16 protein-coding genes and 1 tRNA gene are annotated in these 13,240 nt (G+C 58.9%); 12 read left to right on the forward strand and 5 right to left on the reverse strand.

What is annotated here, in order from left to right:
* Nucleotides 1–73 precede the first annotated feature (73 nt).
* Nucleotides 74–1,318, forward strand: coding sequence for a tyrosine--tRNA ligase (gene tyrS / locus AC2FFE_RS07815; RefSeq protein ID WP_496846350.1), 1,245 nt, complete (start codon nt 74–76; stop codon nt 1,316–1,318).
* A gap of 84 nt (nt 1,319–1,402) precedes the next feature.
* Here tyrS and AC2FFE_RS07820 read toward each other — a convergent pair whose 3' ends face one another.
* Complete coding sequence (locus AC2FFE_RS07820; protein WP_496817510.1) at nt 1,403–2,269, reverse strand: hypothetical protein; 867 nt, start codon at nt 2,267–2,269, stop codon at nt 1,403–1,405.
* A 212-nt stretch (nt 2,270–2,481) separates the two neighbouring features.
* Here AC2FFE_RS07820 and AC2FFE_RS07825 point away from each other — a divergent pair, with 212 nt between their 5' ends.
* Nucleotides 2,482–3,237 (forward strand): SDR family NAD(P)-dependent oxidoreductase, encoded by a 756-nt coding sequence (locus AC2FFE_RS07825; protein ID WP_496817509.1) that lies wholly within the window; start codon nt 2,482–2,484, stop codon nt 3,235–3,237.
* Between the two features lie 9 nt (nt 3,238–3,246).
* The gene (locus tag AC2FFE_RS07830; protein WP_496817508.1) at nt 3,247–3,789 is read left to right on the forward strand and encodes a sugar O-acetyltransferase; all 543 of its coding nucleotides are present in this window, start codon (nt 3,247–3,249) and stop codon (nt 3,787–3,789) included.
* A gap of 6 nt (nt 3,790–3,795) precedes the next feature.
* Here AC2FFE_RS07830 and AC2FFE_RS07835 read toward each other — a convergent pair whose 3' ends face one another.
* On the reverse strand, nt 3,796–4,125 hold the full coding sequence (locus AC2FFE_RS07835) for a winged helix-turn-helix transcriptional regulator (protein ID WP_496817507.1): 330 nt from the start codon (nt 4,123–4,125) through the stop codon (nt 3,796–3,798).
* A 123-nt stretch (nt 4,126–4,248) separates the two neighbouring features.
* On the opposite strand from AC2FFE_RS07835, the gene AC2FFE_RS07840 reads away from it, so the two are divergent.
* A complete protein-coding gene (locus AC2FFE_RS07840) occupies nt 4,249–4,536 on the forward strand; it encodes a putative quinol monooxygenase (RefSeq protein WP_496846351.1) in 288 nt (95 codons plus the stop codon).
* A 75-nt stretch (nt 4,537–4,611) separates the two neighbouring features.
* On the opposite strand, the gene AC2FFE_RS07845 is transcribed toward AC2FFE_RS07840, so the two are convergent.
* The 3 genes from AC2FFE_RS07845 to AC2FFE_RS07855 all read right to left on the reverse strand — a co-directional run bounded on the left by AC2FFE_RS07845 (nt 4,612) and on the right by AC2FFE_RS07855 (nt 7,773).
* On the reverse strand, nt 4,612–6,420 hold the full coding sequence (locus tag AC2FFE_RS07845; protein WP_496846352.1) for an ABC-F family ATP-binding cassette domain-containing protein: 1,809 nt from the start codon (nt 6,418–6,420) through the stop codon (nt 4,612–4,614).
* A gap of 68 nt (nt 6,421–6,488) precedes the next feature.
* Nucleotides 6,489–7,229 (reverse strand): GNAT family N-acetyltransferase, encoded by a 741-nt coding sequence (locus AC2FFE_RS07850; protein WP_496817504.1) that lies wholly within the window; start codon nt 7,227–7,229, stop codon nt 6,489–6,491.
* A gap of 100 nt (nt 7,230–7,329) precedes the next feature.
* Nucleotides 7,330–7,773: an outer membrane protein assembly factor BamE gene (locus AC2FFE_RS07855; protein ID WP_496817503.1), complete on the reverse strand. Its 444-nt coding sequence runs from the start codon at nt 7,771–7,773 to the stop codon at nt 7,330–7,332.
* Nucleotides 7,774–7,892: 119 nt separating this feature from the next.
* Between AC2FFE_RS07855 and AC2FFE_RS07860 the strand changes: the two genes are divergently transcribed.
* From AC2FFE_RS07860 to AC2FFE_RS07895, 8 genes are all read left to right on the forward strand, one after another.
* Nucleotides 7,893–8,429 carry a YceD family protein gene (locus AC2FFE_RS07860; protein ID WP_496817502.1) on the forward strand — a complete coding sequence of 179 codons (537 nt, stop codon included), beginning with the start codon at nt 7,893–7,895 and terminating at the stop codon, nt 8,427–8,429.
* 206 nt (nt 8,430–8,635) lie between these two features.
* Complete coding sequence (rpmF, locus tag AC2FFE_RS07865) at nt 8,636–8,842, forward strand: 50S ribosomal protein L32 (protein ID WP_480542586.1); 207 nt, start codon at nt 8,636–8,638, stop codon at nt 8,840–8,842.
* A 24-nt stretch (nt 8,843–8,866) separates the two neighbouring features.
* Nucleotides 8,867–9,955 carry a phosphate acyltransferase PlsX gene (plsX, locus tag AC2FFE_RS07870; protein WP_496817501.1) on the forward strand — a complete coding sequence of 363 codons (1,089 nt, stop codon included), beginning with the start codon at nt 8,867–8,869 and terminating at the stop codon, nt 9,953–9,955.
* Between the two features lie 20 nt (nt 9,956–9,975).
* Nucleotides 9,976–10,947: a beta-ketoacyl-ACP synthase III gene (locus tag AC2FFE_RS07875; protein ID WP_496817500.1), complete on the forward strand. Its 972-nt coding sequence runs from the start codon at nt 9,976–9,978 to the stop codon at nt 10,945–10,947.
* A gap of 96 nt (nt 10,948–11,043) precedes the next feature.
* Nucleotides 11,044–11,346 carry an integration host factor subunit alpha gene (gene ihfA / locus AC2FFE_RS07880; RefSeq protein WP_008755922.1) on the forward strand — a complete coding sequence of 101 codons (303 nt, stop codon included), beginning with the start codon at nt 11,044–11,046 and terminating at the stop codon, nt 11,344–11,346.
* Nucleotides 11,347–11,364: 18 nt separating this feature from the next.
* Nucleotides 11,365–11,961 (forward strand): MerR family transcriptional regulator, encoded by a 597-nt coding sequence (locus AC2FFE_RS07885; RefSeq protein WP_496846353.1) that lies wholly within the window; start codon nt 11,365–11,367, stop codon nt 11,959–11,961.
* Between the two features lie 60 nt (nt 11,962–12,021).
* Nucleotides 12,022–12,098, forward strand: a tRNA-Pro gene (locus AC2FFE_RS07890).
* Nucleotides 12,099–12,159: 61 nt separating this feature from the next.
* A complete protein-coding gene (locus AC2FFE_RS07895; protein ID WP_496817498.1) occupies nt 12,160–13,239 on the forward strand; it encodes a 2'-deoxycytidine 5'-triphosphate deaminase in 1,080 nt (359 codons plus the stop codon).
* Nucleotide 13,240: the final 1 nt, after the last annotated feature.

Genomic DNA, 13,240 nt, shown 5'->3' on the forward strand with positions numbered 1-13,240 from the left:
CGAATTGGTGCCTTTCCCTTACCCCATCTGCCGCCTATACAGTGCCCCGCAACATAAACCCCGAGGGCAAACTATGACCTACCACCCCAAATCGGATTTCATCGCCACGATGATCGAGCGCGGCTTTCTGGCTGACTGCACCGATTATCAGGGCCTTGACGACGCGCTGATCTCTGGGGTGCAGACGGCTTATATCGGCTATGACGCCACCGCGCAGTCGCTGCATGTGGGTCACCTGATGAACATCATGGTGCTGCGCTGGCTGCAAAAGACCGGCCACAAGCCGATCACCCTGATGGGTGGCGGCACCACCAAGGTGGGTGACCCCTCGTTCCGCTCGGATGAGCGCCCCCTCCTGGGCCCCGAGCAGATCGACGCCAATATCGCGGGCATGAAACAGGTCTTCTCGAAATACCTGTCCTATGATGACAGCGAAACGGGCGCGCTGATGCTGAACAATGCGGAATGGCTGGACAGCCTGAACTACCTCGATTTCCTGCGCGATATCGGGCGGCATTTTTCGGTCAACCGGATGCTGAGCTTTGAATCGGTGAAATCCCGGCTGGACCGTGAGCAATCGCTGTCATTCCTCGAATTCAACTACATGATCCTGCAGGCCTATGACTTCCTCGAACTGAACCGCCGCTACGGCTGTGTTCTGCAGATGGGTGGCTCGGATCAATGGGGCAATATCGTCAACGGTATCGACCTGACCCGCCGGGTGCTGGATCATGAGATTTATGGTTTGACCACCCCCCTGCTGACCACAAGCGACGGGCGCAAGATGGGAAAATCGCAGGGCGGTGCCGTCTGGCTGAACGGCGATATGCTGTCGGCGTATGAGTTCTGGCAATTCTGGCGCAACACGACCGACGCAGATGTGGGCCGGTTCCTGAAAATCTTCACCGAATTGCCTGTGGACGAATGCGACCGTCTAGCCGCACTGGAAGGGTCCGAGATCAACGAGGCCAAGATCCGCCTCGCCAACGAGGTCACAACCCTCCTGCACGGGTCTGAGGCCGCCGCAACGGCCGAGGCCACCGCCCGCGAAGTGTTCGAAAAAGGCGGAATAGGTGATGATCTGCCGACCCTGACCCTGTCGGGCGATGATCTGCCCGTTTCGATTGTGCAACTGATCGTCAAATCCGGCCTCGCCAAATCCGGTAAGGAGGCCAAACGCCTGATCGCCGAAAGCGGTGCCAAATTGGACGATGCGCCGCTGACAGATGCCGGTTTGATGATCGATGCGGTTACCCTGTCCTCGCCCATCAAACTCAGCGCGGGCAAGAAACGGCACGCGCGGGTGCAGCTGGGATGAACTGACACCGGCGAGAACATGAAGACAAACGGCCACCATCTGGTGGCCGTTTTTTGTTCTTGTGTCATTGTAAAGCCAAGTAGTTTAGCGTTTTCCTTTACCGCCGCCCTTGCCACCACCTTTACCGTCACCGCCTTTTCCGTTTCCGGAACCATTGCCCTGACCGTTGTTATTGCCGTTGTTGCCAGAGCCCGGTCCAGAGCCATTGTTGTTTCCACCGCCGTTACCGGGGTTTCCGGCATTCCCGTTGCCATTGCCGGGACCATCGCCGCCTTTGCCGCCACCTTTGCCACCGCCCTTGCCAGGGCCATCGCCACCTTTGCCGGGACCGTTTCCGCCACCGTTACCGGGGTTATCGCCACCACCATCGCCAGGACCGTCACCGCCGCCGTTACCAGGACCGTCACCGCTGCCGTTACCAGGACCGTCACCGCTGCCGTTACCGGGATCGCCACCGCCATCACCGGGGCCGTCTCCGCCACCGTTTCCGGGATCGCCGGGGCCATCTCCACCGCCATTGCCGGGATCATTACCACCGCCGTTGCCCGGTCCCTGGCCGCCACCACCGGCATTGCCACCATCACCGTTTTCACCCGCACCCGGTGCGCCTTGTGATGGACGATCCGAACTGCGGTCTTCTCCGCGATTGCTGGTCGGGTCAGAGATCGACGCCGTTGGCAAATCCGTCAACAAGGCTGCAAGACCCGGGCACATGGCGCCGGTATTCTGCAAGGTCGTCTCAAAATCCGCGCGCCTTTGCAGTTGCTTCAGAAAACTCGGCGTTACCTGTGAACAGGCGCAGAGTGCGGCGTAATCTCCGTTATTGGCAGCCGTGCGGGCGGTTTTCCAGTTACAGACTTCTGTTGCGGCAGCCGTGCTGCCTGCCATCAGAATTCCAACAAATGGCATAACTGCAAATGCGCCCAGTTTAACTTTGGTACTCGTTAACATTACTGATCCTCCTGACCTAGAAACACCCGAACATGTCAGGTTATTCGATCAGCAGATGGTGGCGGTCCGTAAATGCCGGATGAGCGAAAACTGAAGATTTGTTAACGTAGGGTCAGCTGACACCATAGCTCAGAGAGGCAGCGTCAATTTTCTGGACAGATCCGGCCTCATCCCGTTATTGAACGTATGTTCAGAAAAATTGGAGGGCTGCCATGAACCTGTCAAATACCGCTGCCATCGTCACCGGGGGCGCCTCGGGCCTTGGCGAAGCGACCGCCCGCCATTTCGCGGATCAAGGCGCACAGGTCACTATTCTGGACCGTGATCAGGATCGCGGCGCACAGGTCGCACGCGAGATCGGTGGGCATTTTGCACATACCGATGTGACCGACGAAAGCTCGGTCTCGGCGGCCATTGCCGCCGCAATGGAGAATATGGGTCGGATAAATGCTGCGGTGAATTGCGCAGGTATCGCCTATGGCATCAAAACCGTGGGCCGGGACGGTCCGCACCCACTGGACGCTTTCCAGCGTACCATCGACATCAATCTGGTTGGCACCTTCAACGTCTCGCGCCTTGCGGCTGCTGAGATGGCAAGAAATGAGCCCGAACCGGATGGCGCGCGCGGCGTGATCATCAACACGGCGTCAATTGCGGCCTTTGACGGGCAGAAGGGCCAGGCGGCCTATGCCGCGTCCAAAGGCGGAGTGGTCGGGATGACCCTACCGATGGCGCGCGATCTGGCCTCATCCGGTATCCGGGTCATGGCCATCGCGCCGGGTATTTTCATGACACCGATGCTGGCGGGCCTGCCCGAAGATGTGCAGCAACAACTGGCTGCTGACGTCCCCAACCCGGCCCGTCTGGGCGATCCAAAGGAATACGCCCGACTGGCCGGTTTCATCGTCGAGATGGGGTATCTGAACGGAGAGGTCATTCGCATCGACGGTGCGCTGCGGATGCGGTAAATCTGAGCCATGACCGAACGCGAAAAAATGCAGGCTGGTGCGTGGTATTGCTGCCTCGATCCCGAACTCGACGCCCTGCGCGCCACGGCGCGGCGCGCGGTTCACGCGCATAACTCGTGCTATCCCGATACGCGCGGCAACATGGACCCGGCGCTGCATGCACTGCTGGGTGATCCGGGTTCCGATTGCTATGTCGAGGCACCGTTTCACTGCGCCTATGGCCTCAATATTCACCTGGGCAAACGGGTCTATTTCAATGCAGGCTGCGTGGTTCTGGATACAGCACGGGTTCAGATCGGCGATGACACGATGTTCGGGCCTCAGGCGCAAATCTATTGCGCGCAGCATGCCAAAGCCCCGGCAGAACGCGCGCGCGGGCTGGAAATCGCACTGCCGGTGACAATCGGCAAGAACGTCTGGGTCGGCGGCAGCGCCCTTATCTTGCCCGGAGTGACAATCGGCAACAATGCTATCGTCGGTGCGGGTGCCGTGGTCACAAAGGATGTGGCGCCCGGTGAAACGGTTGTTGGCAACCCTGCCCGGCCTCTCTGACGGGGCTCAAATCAAGACGCGGTTTTGTCCCCAATCGGCTAGTGCCTCAATCACAGGGCGCAGCGCTTGCCCCTTGGGTGTAAGGCTGTATTCAACCTTGGGCGGCACCTCCGGGTAGACCTCACGATGCACGATTCCGTCAGCTTCCAACTCGCGCAGTTGTTTGGTCAGGCTGCGCTGGGTCACCGTTCCCAAAGCGCGTGACAACGCACTAAATCGCATGGTTCCCCCCAGCAGATGGTAGATCACCAAGCCCTTCCATTTGCCCGATATTTGTTCCAGCCCCGCCTCAACCGGGCAACCACCGCTGCAATCATATCGTTCGAACCGATCCATATTTGGCCTCTTGTTCTTACAGTATACAAATAGTGCCTACCTGCACATATTGTGCGTTCTTGCGCAGTTGACGTGTATGTCACATATCCCAGGTCATCGCAAAAATCACCCATAGGATACATCATGGCCTTGACTATTCTCGCCCAGATCACCGCCCATCCCGGCAAAGAAGACCTTGTGCGCGCCGAGTTGGAAAAGCTGATCCCGATCACGCGCGGTGAAGAGGGTTGCATTCAATACGACCTGCATATCGACACAACCAATCCTGGCTTCTTTGTCTTTTACGAAAACTGGGAATCCCGCGAGCTATGGCAGACCCACATGAACGCTCCGCACCTCGCCGCCTATATGGAGGCGACTGAAGGCAGTGTTGCTGATTTCGTCCTGAACGAGATGACGCGGATTGGTTAAACAGACACCAGAGAAAGCCCGAGGGCACAGAGCCTCTGGCTGCGCGCGAACAGGGTAAATGCGTTCGTTGAGCGACTAACCCGCCTCGGCTTTCTCTTCCAGCGTCAGCCACTCTTCCTCGGCCGCGGCCAGCTTGTCCTGCCGTTCGACCAGAGCGTCGGTTGCTTTCTGAAACTTAACCGGCTCGCGGGTGAATAGTTCGGGATCGGCCATCAATTCTTCCAGCTTGGCAATCTCGGCCTCAAGCCGTGCAATCTCGGCTGGCAGTTTCTCAAGCCGGTGTTTTTCCGAGAATGACAGGGCTGATTTCGGCTTTACCTCTTGCTTTATCTTCGGCTTAGAAGCTTTTGCTTTTTCGCTCTTTTTCTCAGATACATCGCCACGCTGCGCAATGTAGTCCGACCATCCCCCGGCATAGGCCGTCGCCCGCCCGTTGCCTTCCATCGCAATGGTTGTGGTCGCGATACGGTCCAGAAAATCCCGGTCGTGGCTGACCAGCAAAACAGTGCCGTCATATTCGTCCAGCAACTCCTGCAACAAATCCAGCGTCTCAACGTCCAGATCATTGGTTGGTTCGTCCAACACCAATAGGTTCGAGGACTTGGCCATCAGTTTGGCCAGCAGCAACCGGGCCTTCTCGCCCCCGGACAGAGATTTAACGGCGGCGCGGGCCTGCGGTTCGTCGAACAGGAATTCTTTGAGGTAACCCACCACATGTTTGGGCTGCCCACCGACCATCACCTGATCGGCTTTGCCTGAGACCCGCATCTCAGGATCTCCGGTCAGACTGTCCCACAGGGTCATCTCCGGGTCCAGCTGCGCGCGGGTCTGATCGAATACGGCCACCTCAAGATTGGTACCCAAAGCGACAGAACCCTCATCCGGTGCTTCCTGACCCAATAGCATTTTCAGCAGGGTGGTCTTGCCCACACCGTTGGGGCCCACAAACGCCACGCGATCGCCGCGTTGCACCAGCAGATCAAAGTTTCGTACAATCTGCTGCCTTCCAAAGGATTTGGCCAACCCCTTGGCCTCAATCACCTTTCGGCCGGACTTTGGCCCAGCCTCAAGCGCCATCGCGGCAGAGCCCTGACGTTTGATCTGCGCTGCCTTTTCGGCCCGCAAGGCCTGCAACGCCCGCACCCTTCCCTGATTGCGCTTGCGCCGGGCACTGATGCCTTCGACAGCCCATTTAGCCTCGGACTTGATCAAACGGTTCAGCTTGTGGCGCTGCTGATCCTCTTCTTCCCAAATCTTGTCGCGCCAGGCTTCAAACGCTTCAAACCCCTGTTCCTGCCGCCGGACGGCGCCGCGATCAATCCACAATGTCGCCCGCGTCAACGCGCGTAAAAACGCACGGTCATGCGAGATCAGCACAAAAGCCGCGCGGGTCGATCCCAATTCGCGTTCCAGCCAAGCAATCGCTTCGATGTCCAAATGGTTTGTCGGCTCGTCCAACAGCATCAAATCCGGTGCCTCGGCCATCAGCTTGGCCAAGGCTGCCCGCCGCCGTTCTCCGCCCGAGGCGGTATCGACGGCGCGGTCGGGATCGAATTTCAGCCCTTCGCCCGCGCGTTCCACCTTGTACAGCTCGCCGGGTTCCAACCCGCTACAGGCATAATCGCCCAGCGTGGCGAACCCCTCCATCCCAGGGTCCTGTTCCATATATCCGACAGATTTGCCGGGGGGCACGATGATCTCACCCTGATCCGCCTCGACCAGACCGGCCATCACTTTCATGAGTGTGGATTTGCCCGACCCGTTTCGCCCCACAAGCGCCACGCGGTCGCCGGGCTGAACCACCAGATCAAGCCCGGAAAACACCGGATCGCCCCCGAAGGTCAGGGAAATGTCGGACATCTGCAACAAAGGAATTCTCGCCATGCCCGCCAGCTAAACCGGCAGGCACAAGGCGTCAACGCCCGGGCTGCACCTTTTCGTAAATACGCGACCTACCCGGCCACCGCCCGCAACAGACGTTTCCGCGCCGGAGGAATCGACCCGATTTCCAGCCCCGTGAACACATGCAACGTATTCATATGCCGGTCGACCACCGCATGATCACTGACCCAGCCCCCCATCATCAGGTAGGTGCGCAACAAGGGCGGCATCCGCAGCATCGCCTTTTTTGCATCGGGCCTACGCCGCAGACGGGCTGCAAAGCGGAAGACATCCGGAGCCTTGACCCGCGGCAACCAGCGTTTCGGGGCCAGATGGCGATGTTTCAGCATCGCAAACGCATCCAGATAGTGTTCGGTTTCGGTTCCAGCGAATGAGGAACAGCCAAACAGCATCTCGATCCGGTTCTGATCGACAAAGGCGGTCATGGCCCCCCACGCAATGCGCAGAATGTCAGGATCGGTCCAGTCCGGATGGATACAGAATCGCCCCATCTCGACCATTCGGCCATCGAAATCTTCGAGGCTGGAGAGATCATAGAACTGGGCAGAATAGCTGCGCCCGATATCTGCACCATTTGCCATGGTCAGCATCCGAAAACAGCAAACCAGCTGCCCATCGGCCTGCAAATCTTCGACCAGAACATGGGCGCAGGCGGCATCAAACGCGTCCGTGTCGATCTGATCCGTTCCAAAGGCCTGGGTCCTCAGGCGCTGCGCCGCCTTCAGATCGTCGGCACTTTGCGCCAATCGCGCCTGATAGCGTCCCTTGCTTAACAAGACGGCCTTGGTCATGGTCGCTTCCTCCGCGCTTGCGGACCGGATTTCTCTACTAGGCTCCCGTTACCACAGAAGATGTGACCGTCATGTGAAGCAGACAAGACGGTCAGCTATATTATTCGGATGCACCCGGAATGTTCGCCGGGTTGAAGTTGCCGATATTGCCCAGCAACTGACGCAGGAAGCCCGTGTTGCTGACGCTGGATTCGGTCACACGGCGTTCCAGCGGAATCACAAGCCCGTCTTCAAGCCCGAATCTTTCGATATTCCGAACCACCCCGCGCTGATCAAAGCTGATCGCGACCAACTCGCGTGAGACGACCTCGGGCCGTTTGGGGCCGTAGTGGCGCACGCGTGAACGCACATAGTAAAAGCCAGAATCATTCACGACACCGGAAATGCCGGGGGCGCCGATGGTTTCTGTCACGCTGTCGCGTGTGTCGGTGCCGACCTTGATCTCGGCCAGTTCGTCCGCAGGCGGCACATAGCCGTGATTCCTGAAGATCGGCGTACAGGCGGTAATCGCACTGAGGCAGGCAAGGAACGCAACTGTTCGCATTGCCGATTTCGACCTGTTTCCAACCATCAACTTGCTCACCCTCTTGCCTTGGCCTCTTGCGGCTTCTATCCGATTACAGAAACCGCAGCCACGGTTCAACACATAGAAAGGCTCAGGACATGAGCAACGTTACATCCCTGCGGGTGGCCGACCTGCCACAGAACGCCGCAACCGCGTTTGAGCTACGCCCGGAAAAGGACGCGCTGGAGGCCATCAAACAGGATCTGGGCCTGCTTGGTCTGCGCAAACTTAGCTTTGCGGGGCAAGTGCGCGCCGATGGCAAGCGCGACTGGAACCTGACCGGCACATTGGGTGCAACGGTGATTCAGCCCTGCGTCGTGACGCTGGAACCGGTCACAACCCGGATCGATGTGCCCGTCTCACGCCTGTATGTGGCCGACTGGTCCGATCCGGATGAACCGGAATTCGAAATCCCGGAAGGCGACGAAACCGAGCCGCTTGGGGCCGAGATCGACCCCGAGATCGTGATGATCGAGGCGCTGTCGCTGTCCCTGCCCCAGTATCCCCGCAAGGACGGAGCTGAACTGGATCAGGCCGACTACACTGAGCCAGGTAAACAGGCGATGACCGATGAAGATGCCAAACCCTTTGCGGGGTTGGCCGGATTGCGGGATGCGCTGAAAAAAGACGAGTGACAGAGCCTTGATTTCCTGTCATAGCAGGCGGTCAGAAAAATCGCTTGATCATGACGAGAATCGCAGTATTTTCGCGCGCTCAACGGATTTTGGGTTGGACATTGCCGGGCTGGTTCCCTAAATGCGCGTCAAACCACGATAAAACGAAATATGAAACCCGGTCGGCAGCGAATCTGCTGGCCCACAGTCAGACAAAGGTTGAGACCATGGCCGTCCAACAGAACAAAGTTTCCAAGTCGCGTCGCAACAACCGCCGCGCACACGACGCTCTGGTTGCTGCGAACCCGAACGAATGCCCGAACTGCGGTGAACTACGCCGCCCGCACCACGTCTGTGGCGCATGTGGCCACTATGATGACCGTGAGGTGATCGCACAGGCCGACGAAATCGACCTGGACGAAGACGCGGCCTAAGCCTGATTGAACGCTGGCCCAGGAATGACTGAACAGCCCACGCACGCCGAACGGATCACCATCTCGGTTGACGCTATGGGTGGGGACGCGGGTCCCGCAGTTGTTGTTGCAGGCCTTGCGCGATCGGCAAAGAAAAACCCCAACATCGGGTTTCTGCTGCATGGTCCCAAAGACACGCTGCGCAAGCTCGTAGCGAAACGGCGCGTCCTGGATGGGCGCGTCGATTTTCGTGATTGCCCGGATGTGGTCACGATGGAGGACAAGCCCAGCCAGGTTGTCCGCAATGGCAAGCAAACTTCGATGTGGTCGACGCTGGAAGCCGTGCGACAAGGCGAGGCGCATGGGGCGGTGTCCTGCGGCAATACCGGCGCATTGATGGCACTGTCGATGATGCGCCTGCGCAAATTACCGGGCGTGAACCGCCCGGCGATTGCGATTCTTTGGCCTTCACGCAATCCTCAGGGCTTCAACGTGATGCTGGATGTGGGCGCCGATGTCCGGGCCGAGGCCAAGGACCTGCTGCAATACGCGCTGATGGGGGCCTCTTACGCCCGCAACGGGATGGCGCTGAACCGTCCCCGGATCGGCCTGCTGAACGTGGGCACCGAGGAACATAAAGGCCGGGCCGAGCTGAAAGAAGCTCATGCTCTGATCGATGGTTTTGCCGAACAGGCGAGTTTTGAATTCGTAGGGTTTGTCGAAGGCAGCGATATTCCCGGTGACAAGGCAGATGTGATTGTGACAGACGGGTTTACCGGCAATGTCGCCATCAAAACCGGCGAAGGCACCGCGAGCCTGATTGGCGATCTGTTGCGTCAGGCATTCAAATACTCGCCGCTCTCACGGCTGGCATCAATCCTGGCCATAACCTCGCTGCAGCGTCTGAAAAAACGCATCGATCCGCGCCGCGTCAACGGCGGGGTGTTCCTGGGCCTCAATGGCACCGTCGTGAAATCGCATGGCGGTGCGGACGCAACCGGTGTTTCTGCGGCCATCAAACTGGCCTTCACGCTGGCCGAATCCGGATTTGCCGAAAAATTGGCAGCACGGGTTGCATCAACAGCCCAGCTTGCACAAGATGCCGCGCACACCGCGCCGCAGGCGGAAAAATAACAAAAAGGCAGTACCCAAGCATGGCAGGCCGTTCAGTCGTTGTAGGTGTAGGGCATTATTTGCCCGAACGTATCGTCCCGAATTCCGAGTTCGAACGAACTCTGGATACATCGGACGAATGGATCCGAACGCGCTCCGGTATCGAACGCCGCCACTTTGCAGCCGAAGACGAAACGACCTCGGATATGGCCACCAAAGCCGCCGAGGCCGCGCTGGCCGACGCGGGGCTGACAGTAGATGATATCGATGCCATCGTGCTTGCAACCTCAACCGCTGATCTGACCTTTCCGTCTGCTGCAACGATGGTGCAGTCGCGCCTTGGTATGACCAAGGGATTTGCCTTTGACGTGCAGGCCGTCTGCGCCGGTTTCGTCTACGCGATGACAAACGCGAACGCTCTGATCCTGTCAGACCAGGCCGAACGCGTTCTGGTGATCGGAGCCGAAACCTTCTCTCGAATCATGGACTGGTCAGACCGGTCGACCTGCGTGCTGTTCGGCGATGGCGCAGGCGCGCTGATACTGGAGCGGCAGGAGGGCGATGGTACCTCCGACGATCGCGGGATTCTGGCCACCGATCTGAATTCGGACGGGCGTTACAAGGATCTGCTCTATGTAGATGGCGGGGTGTCGACCCAGACCACCGGTTATCTGCGGATGAAGGGCAACCAATTGTTCCGGCAGGCGGTCGAGCGTTTAACCTCCACCGCCGAAACCTGCCTGAAAAAAGTTGGGCTGAAACACGAAGATGTGGACTGGATCGTCCCGCATCAGGCCAATATCCGCATCATTCAGGGCACTGCCAAGAAACTGGGCGTGCCAATGGATCACGTTGTTGTCACCCTACAGGATCACGGCAACACATCGGCGGCCTCGATTCCCTTAGCCATGTCCGTGGCCAAGCAGCGCGGGCAGTTCAAACCGGGCGATCTGCTAGTGACCGAGGCAATTGGTGGCGGTTTGGCCTGGGGATCGGTTCTTTTGCGCTGGTAACAAGCGCATTCCAGCTTACACAGCCGCGCGCAATTCATTGATATTGACAGTGAATTTGCCCTGACCCTATGGTTTGGTAGCAACAGGGGAAAAAACATGGGCGACAAAACACTGACCCGAATGGATCTGAGCGAGGCCGTCTTTCGTGAGGTTGGCCTGTCACGCAATGAAAGCGCACAGCTGGTCGAAAGCGTGCTGAACCACATGTCCGACGCGCTTGTGCGTGGCGAACAGGTCAAGATTTCGTCTTTTGGCACCTTCAGCGTTCGGGACAAAACCGCCCGTATCGGCCGTAACCCCAAAACCGGCGAAGAGGTTCCGATTCAACCCCGCCGCGTTCTGACCTTCCGCCCGTCGCATCTGATGAAAGATCGCGTCGCTGCCGGGAATCGCAAGTAACGCCGGAGCTCTGCGGACATGAGCAAATCCCCCGACGCATTTCGCACGATCTCTGAAGTTGCGGATTGGCTCGGAGTTCAGGCCCATGTTCTGCGATTCTGGGAAAGCCGGTTCACTCAGGTCAAACCCGTTAAACGCGCCGGAGGGCGGCGATATTACCGCCCGAACGACATGCTGCTGCTGGGCGGCATCAAGAAACTGCTGCATGAAGATGGGGTGACGATCAAAGGTGTTCAGCGGATTTTACGCGAACGCGGCGTTGCCCATGTCATTGGATTGTCCCATGGGCTGGACGAGGCCTCCGCGGCCATGCCACAGGCTGCGGAAGAGACGGTTGTCCCCTTCTCGCCCGCGCCTGCGCCCACCTCTGAACAGATTGATATGGACCTCGGCACGCCTGTCGCGGCCCCTCAGGCAGAGGCTCAAACCGAACCGGTGGCCGCCGAACCCAAGACGCAAGACCCGGTGCTCGACACGGCGCCGCTGACAGGCGGTCTGGCGTCTTTGGTCTGGAATCGCACAGAGTTCGACCCCGATCTTCTGAACAAAATCGCCCCGATCGCGCGGGATTTGCGCAGCTGGCTGGACCGGATCGAAGCCAAGATGGCGGGATAGGAAAAAGGCAGTGTTTTCCTCTTGCCCCTGCCGGGAATTTCTTTATGAACACTCCAACGTCGGGCTATGGCGCAGCCTGGTAGCGCGTCCGTCTGGGGGACGGAAGGTCGCAGGTTCGAGTCCTGCTAGCCCGACCATATCACACCGACGTTTGTGGCACATTGGCCAGATCCCGCTCTGGCATCAGGGGGGATCGGAATGACAGGTGTATGCCCAAACCAGCAGATTGAAGCGATGATCGCACGCGGTGAGATCAGTGCTACCCCCGATGTCATCCCTGCTCAGGTGCAACCTGCCAGCCTTGATCTACGTTTGGGAACAGTAGCTTACCGGGTCCGCGCATCCTTTCTGGCAGGCGAAACCCGGTCCGTCGCCGACCGCTTGGCCGAGTTTGAGATGCACCGCATCGACATCACCGACGGGGCCGTTCTGGAAAAAGGCTGCGTCTACCTCGTACCGCTGATGGAATCGCTGGCCCTGCCCGGCCACACCAGCGCCGTGGCCAACGCCAAAAGCTCAACCGGGCGGCTGGACCTGCTGACCCGTACCATCACCGATGGTGGGACCGAGTTTGACCGGATTCCAGCGGGTTATACAGGGCCTCTTTATGCCGAGATTTGCCCGCGCTCCTTCTCGGTTCTGGTCCGCCCAGGCATGCGTCTGAACCAGATCCGGTTCCGCCAGGGTCAGGCGGTTCTGACCGACGCGGAACTGACTGATTTGCATGCCGCCTCACCTCTGGTCGATGGGCCCGCTGTCATTCAGGACGGGTTGGGCTTTTCTGTCGATCTGCAACTGCCTGATACCGATCTGGTCGGCTATCGTGCCAAGCCCCATACCGGTGTGATCGACCTAGACCGCATCGGTGAATACGACCCGCAGGAATATTGGGAAGAGGTGCGTACCAAGGATGGGTGCATCATTCTGGACCCCGGCGCCTTCTACATTCTGGTCAGCCGCGAGGCGGTGCATATCCCGCCGATGTATGCCGCCGAAATGGCGCCCTATCTGGCCATGGTTGGTGAGTTCCGTGTGCACTATGCAGGGTTCTTCGATCCCGGTTTTGGCCATGCCGAGGCTGGCGGTGCCGGATCGCGCGGCGTGTTGGAAGTGCGCTGCCACGAGGCACCCTTTGTGCTGGAGCACGGACAGGTCGTCGGGCGATTGGTTTATGAGAAAATGGCCGAGATGCCCACCCAGCTATACGGCGCTGGCATCGCATCGAATTATCAGGGACAGGGTCTGAAACTGTCCAAGCATTTCAAGGCTATAGATTAAG

This window comes from Ruegeria sp. YTSA168, assembly GCF_059610045.1.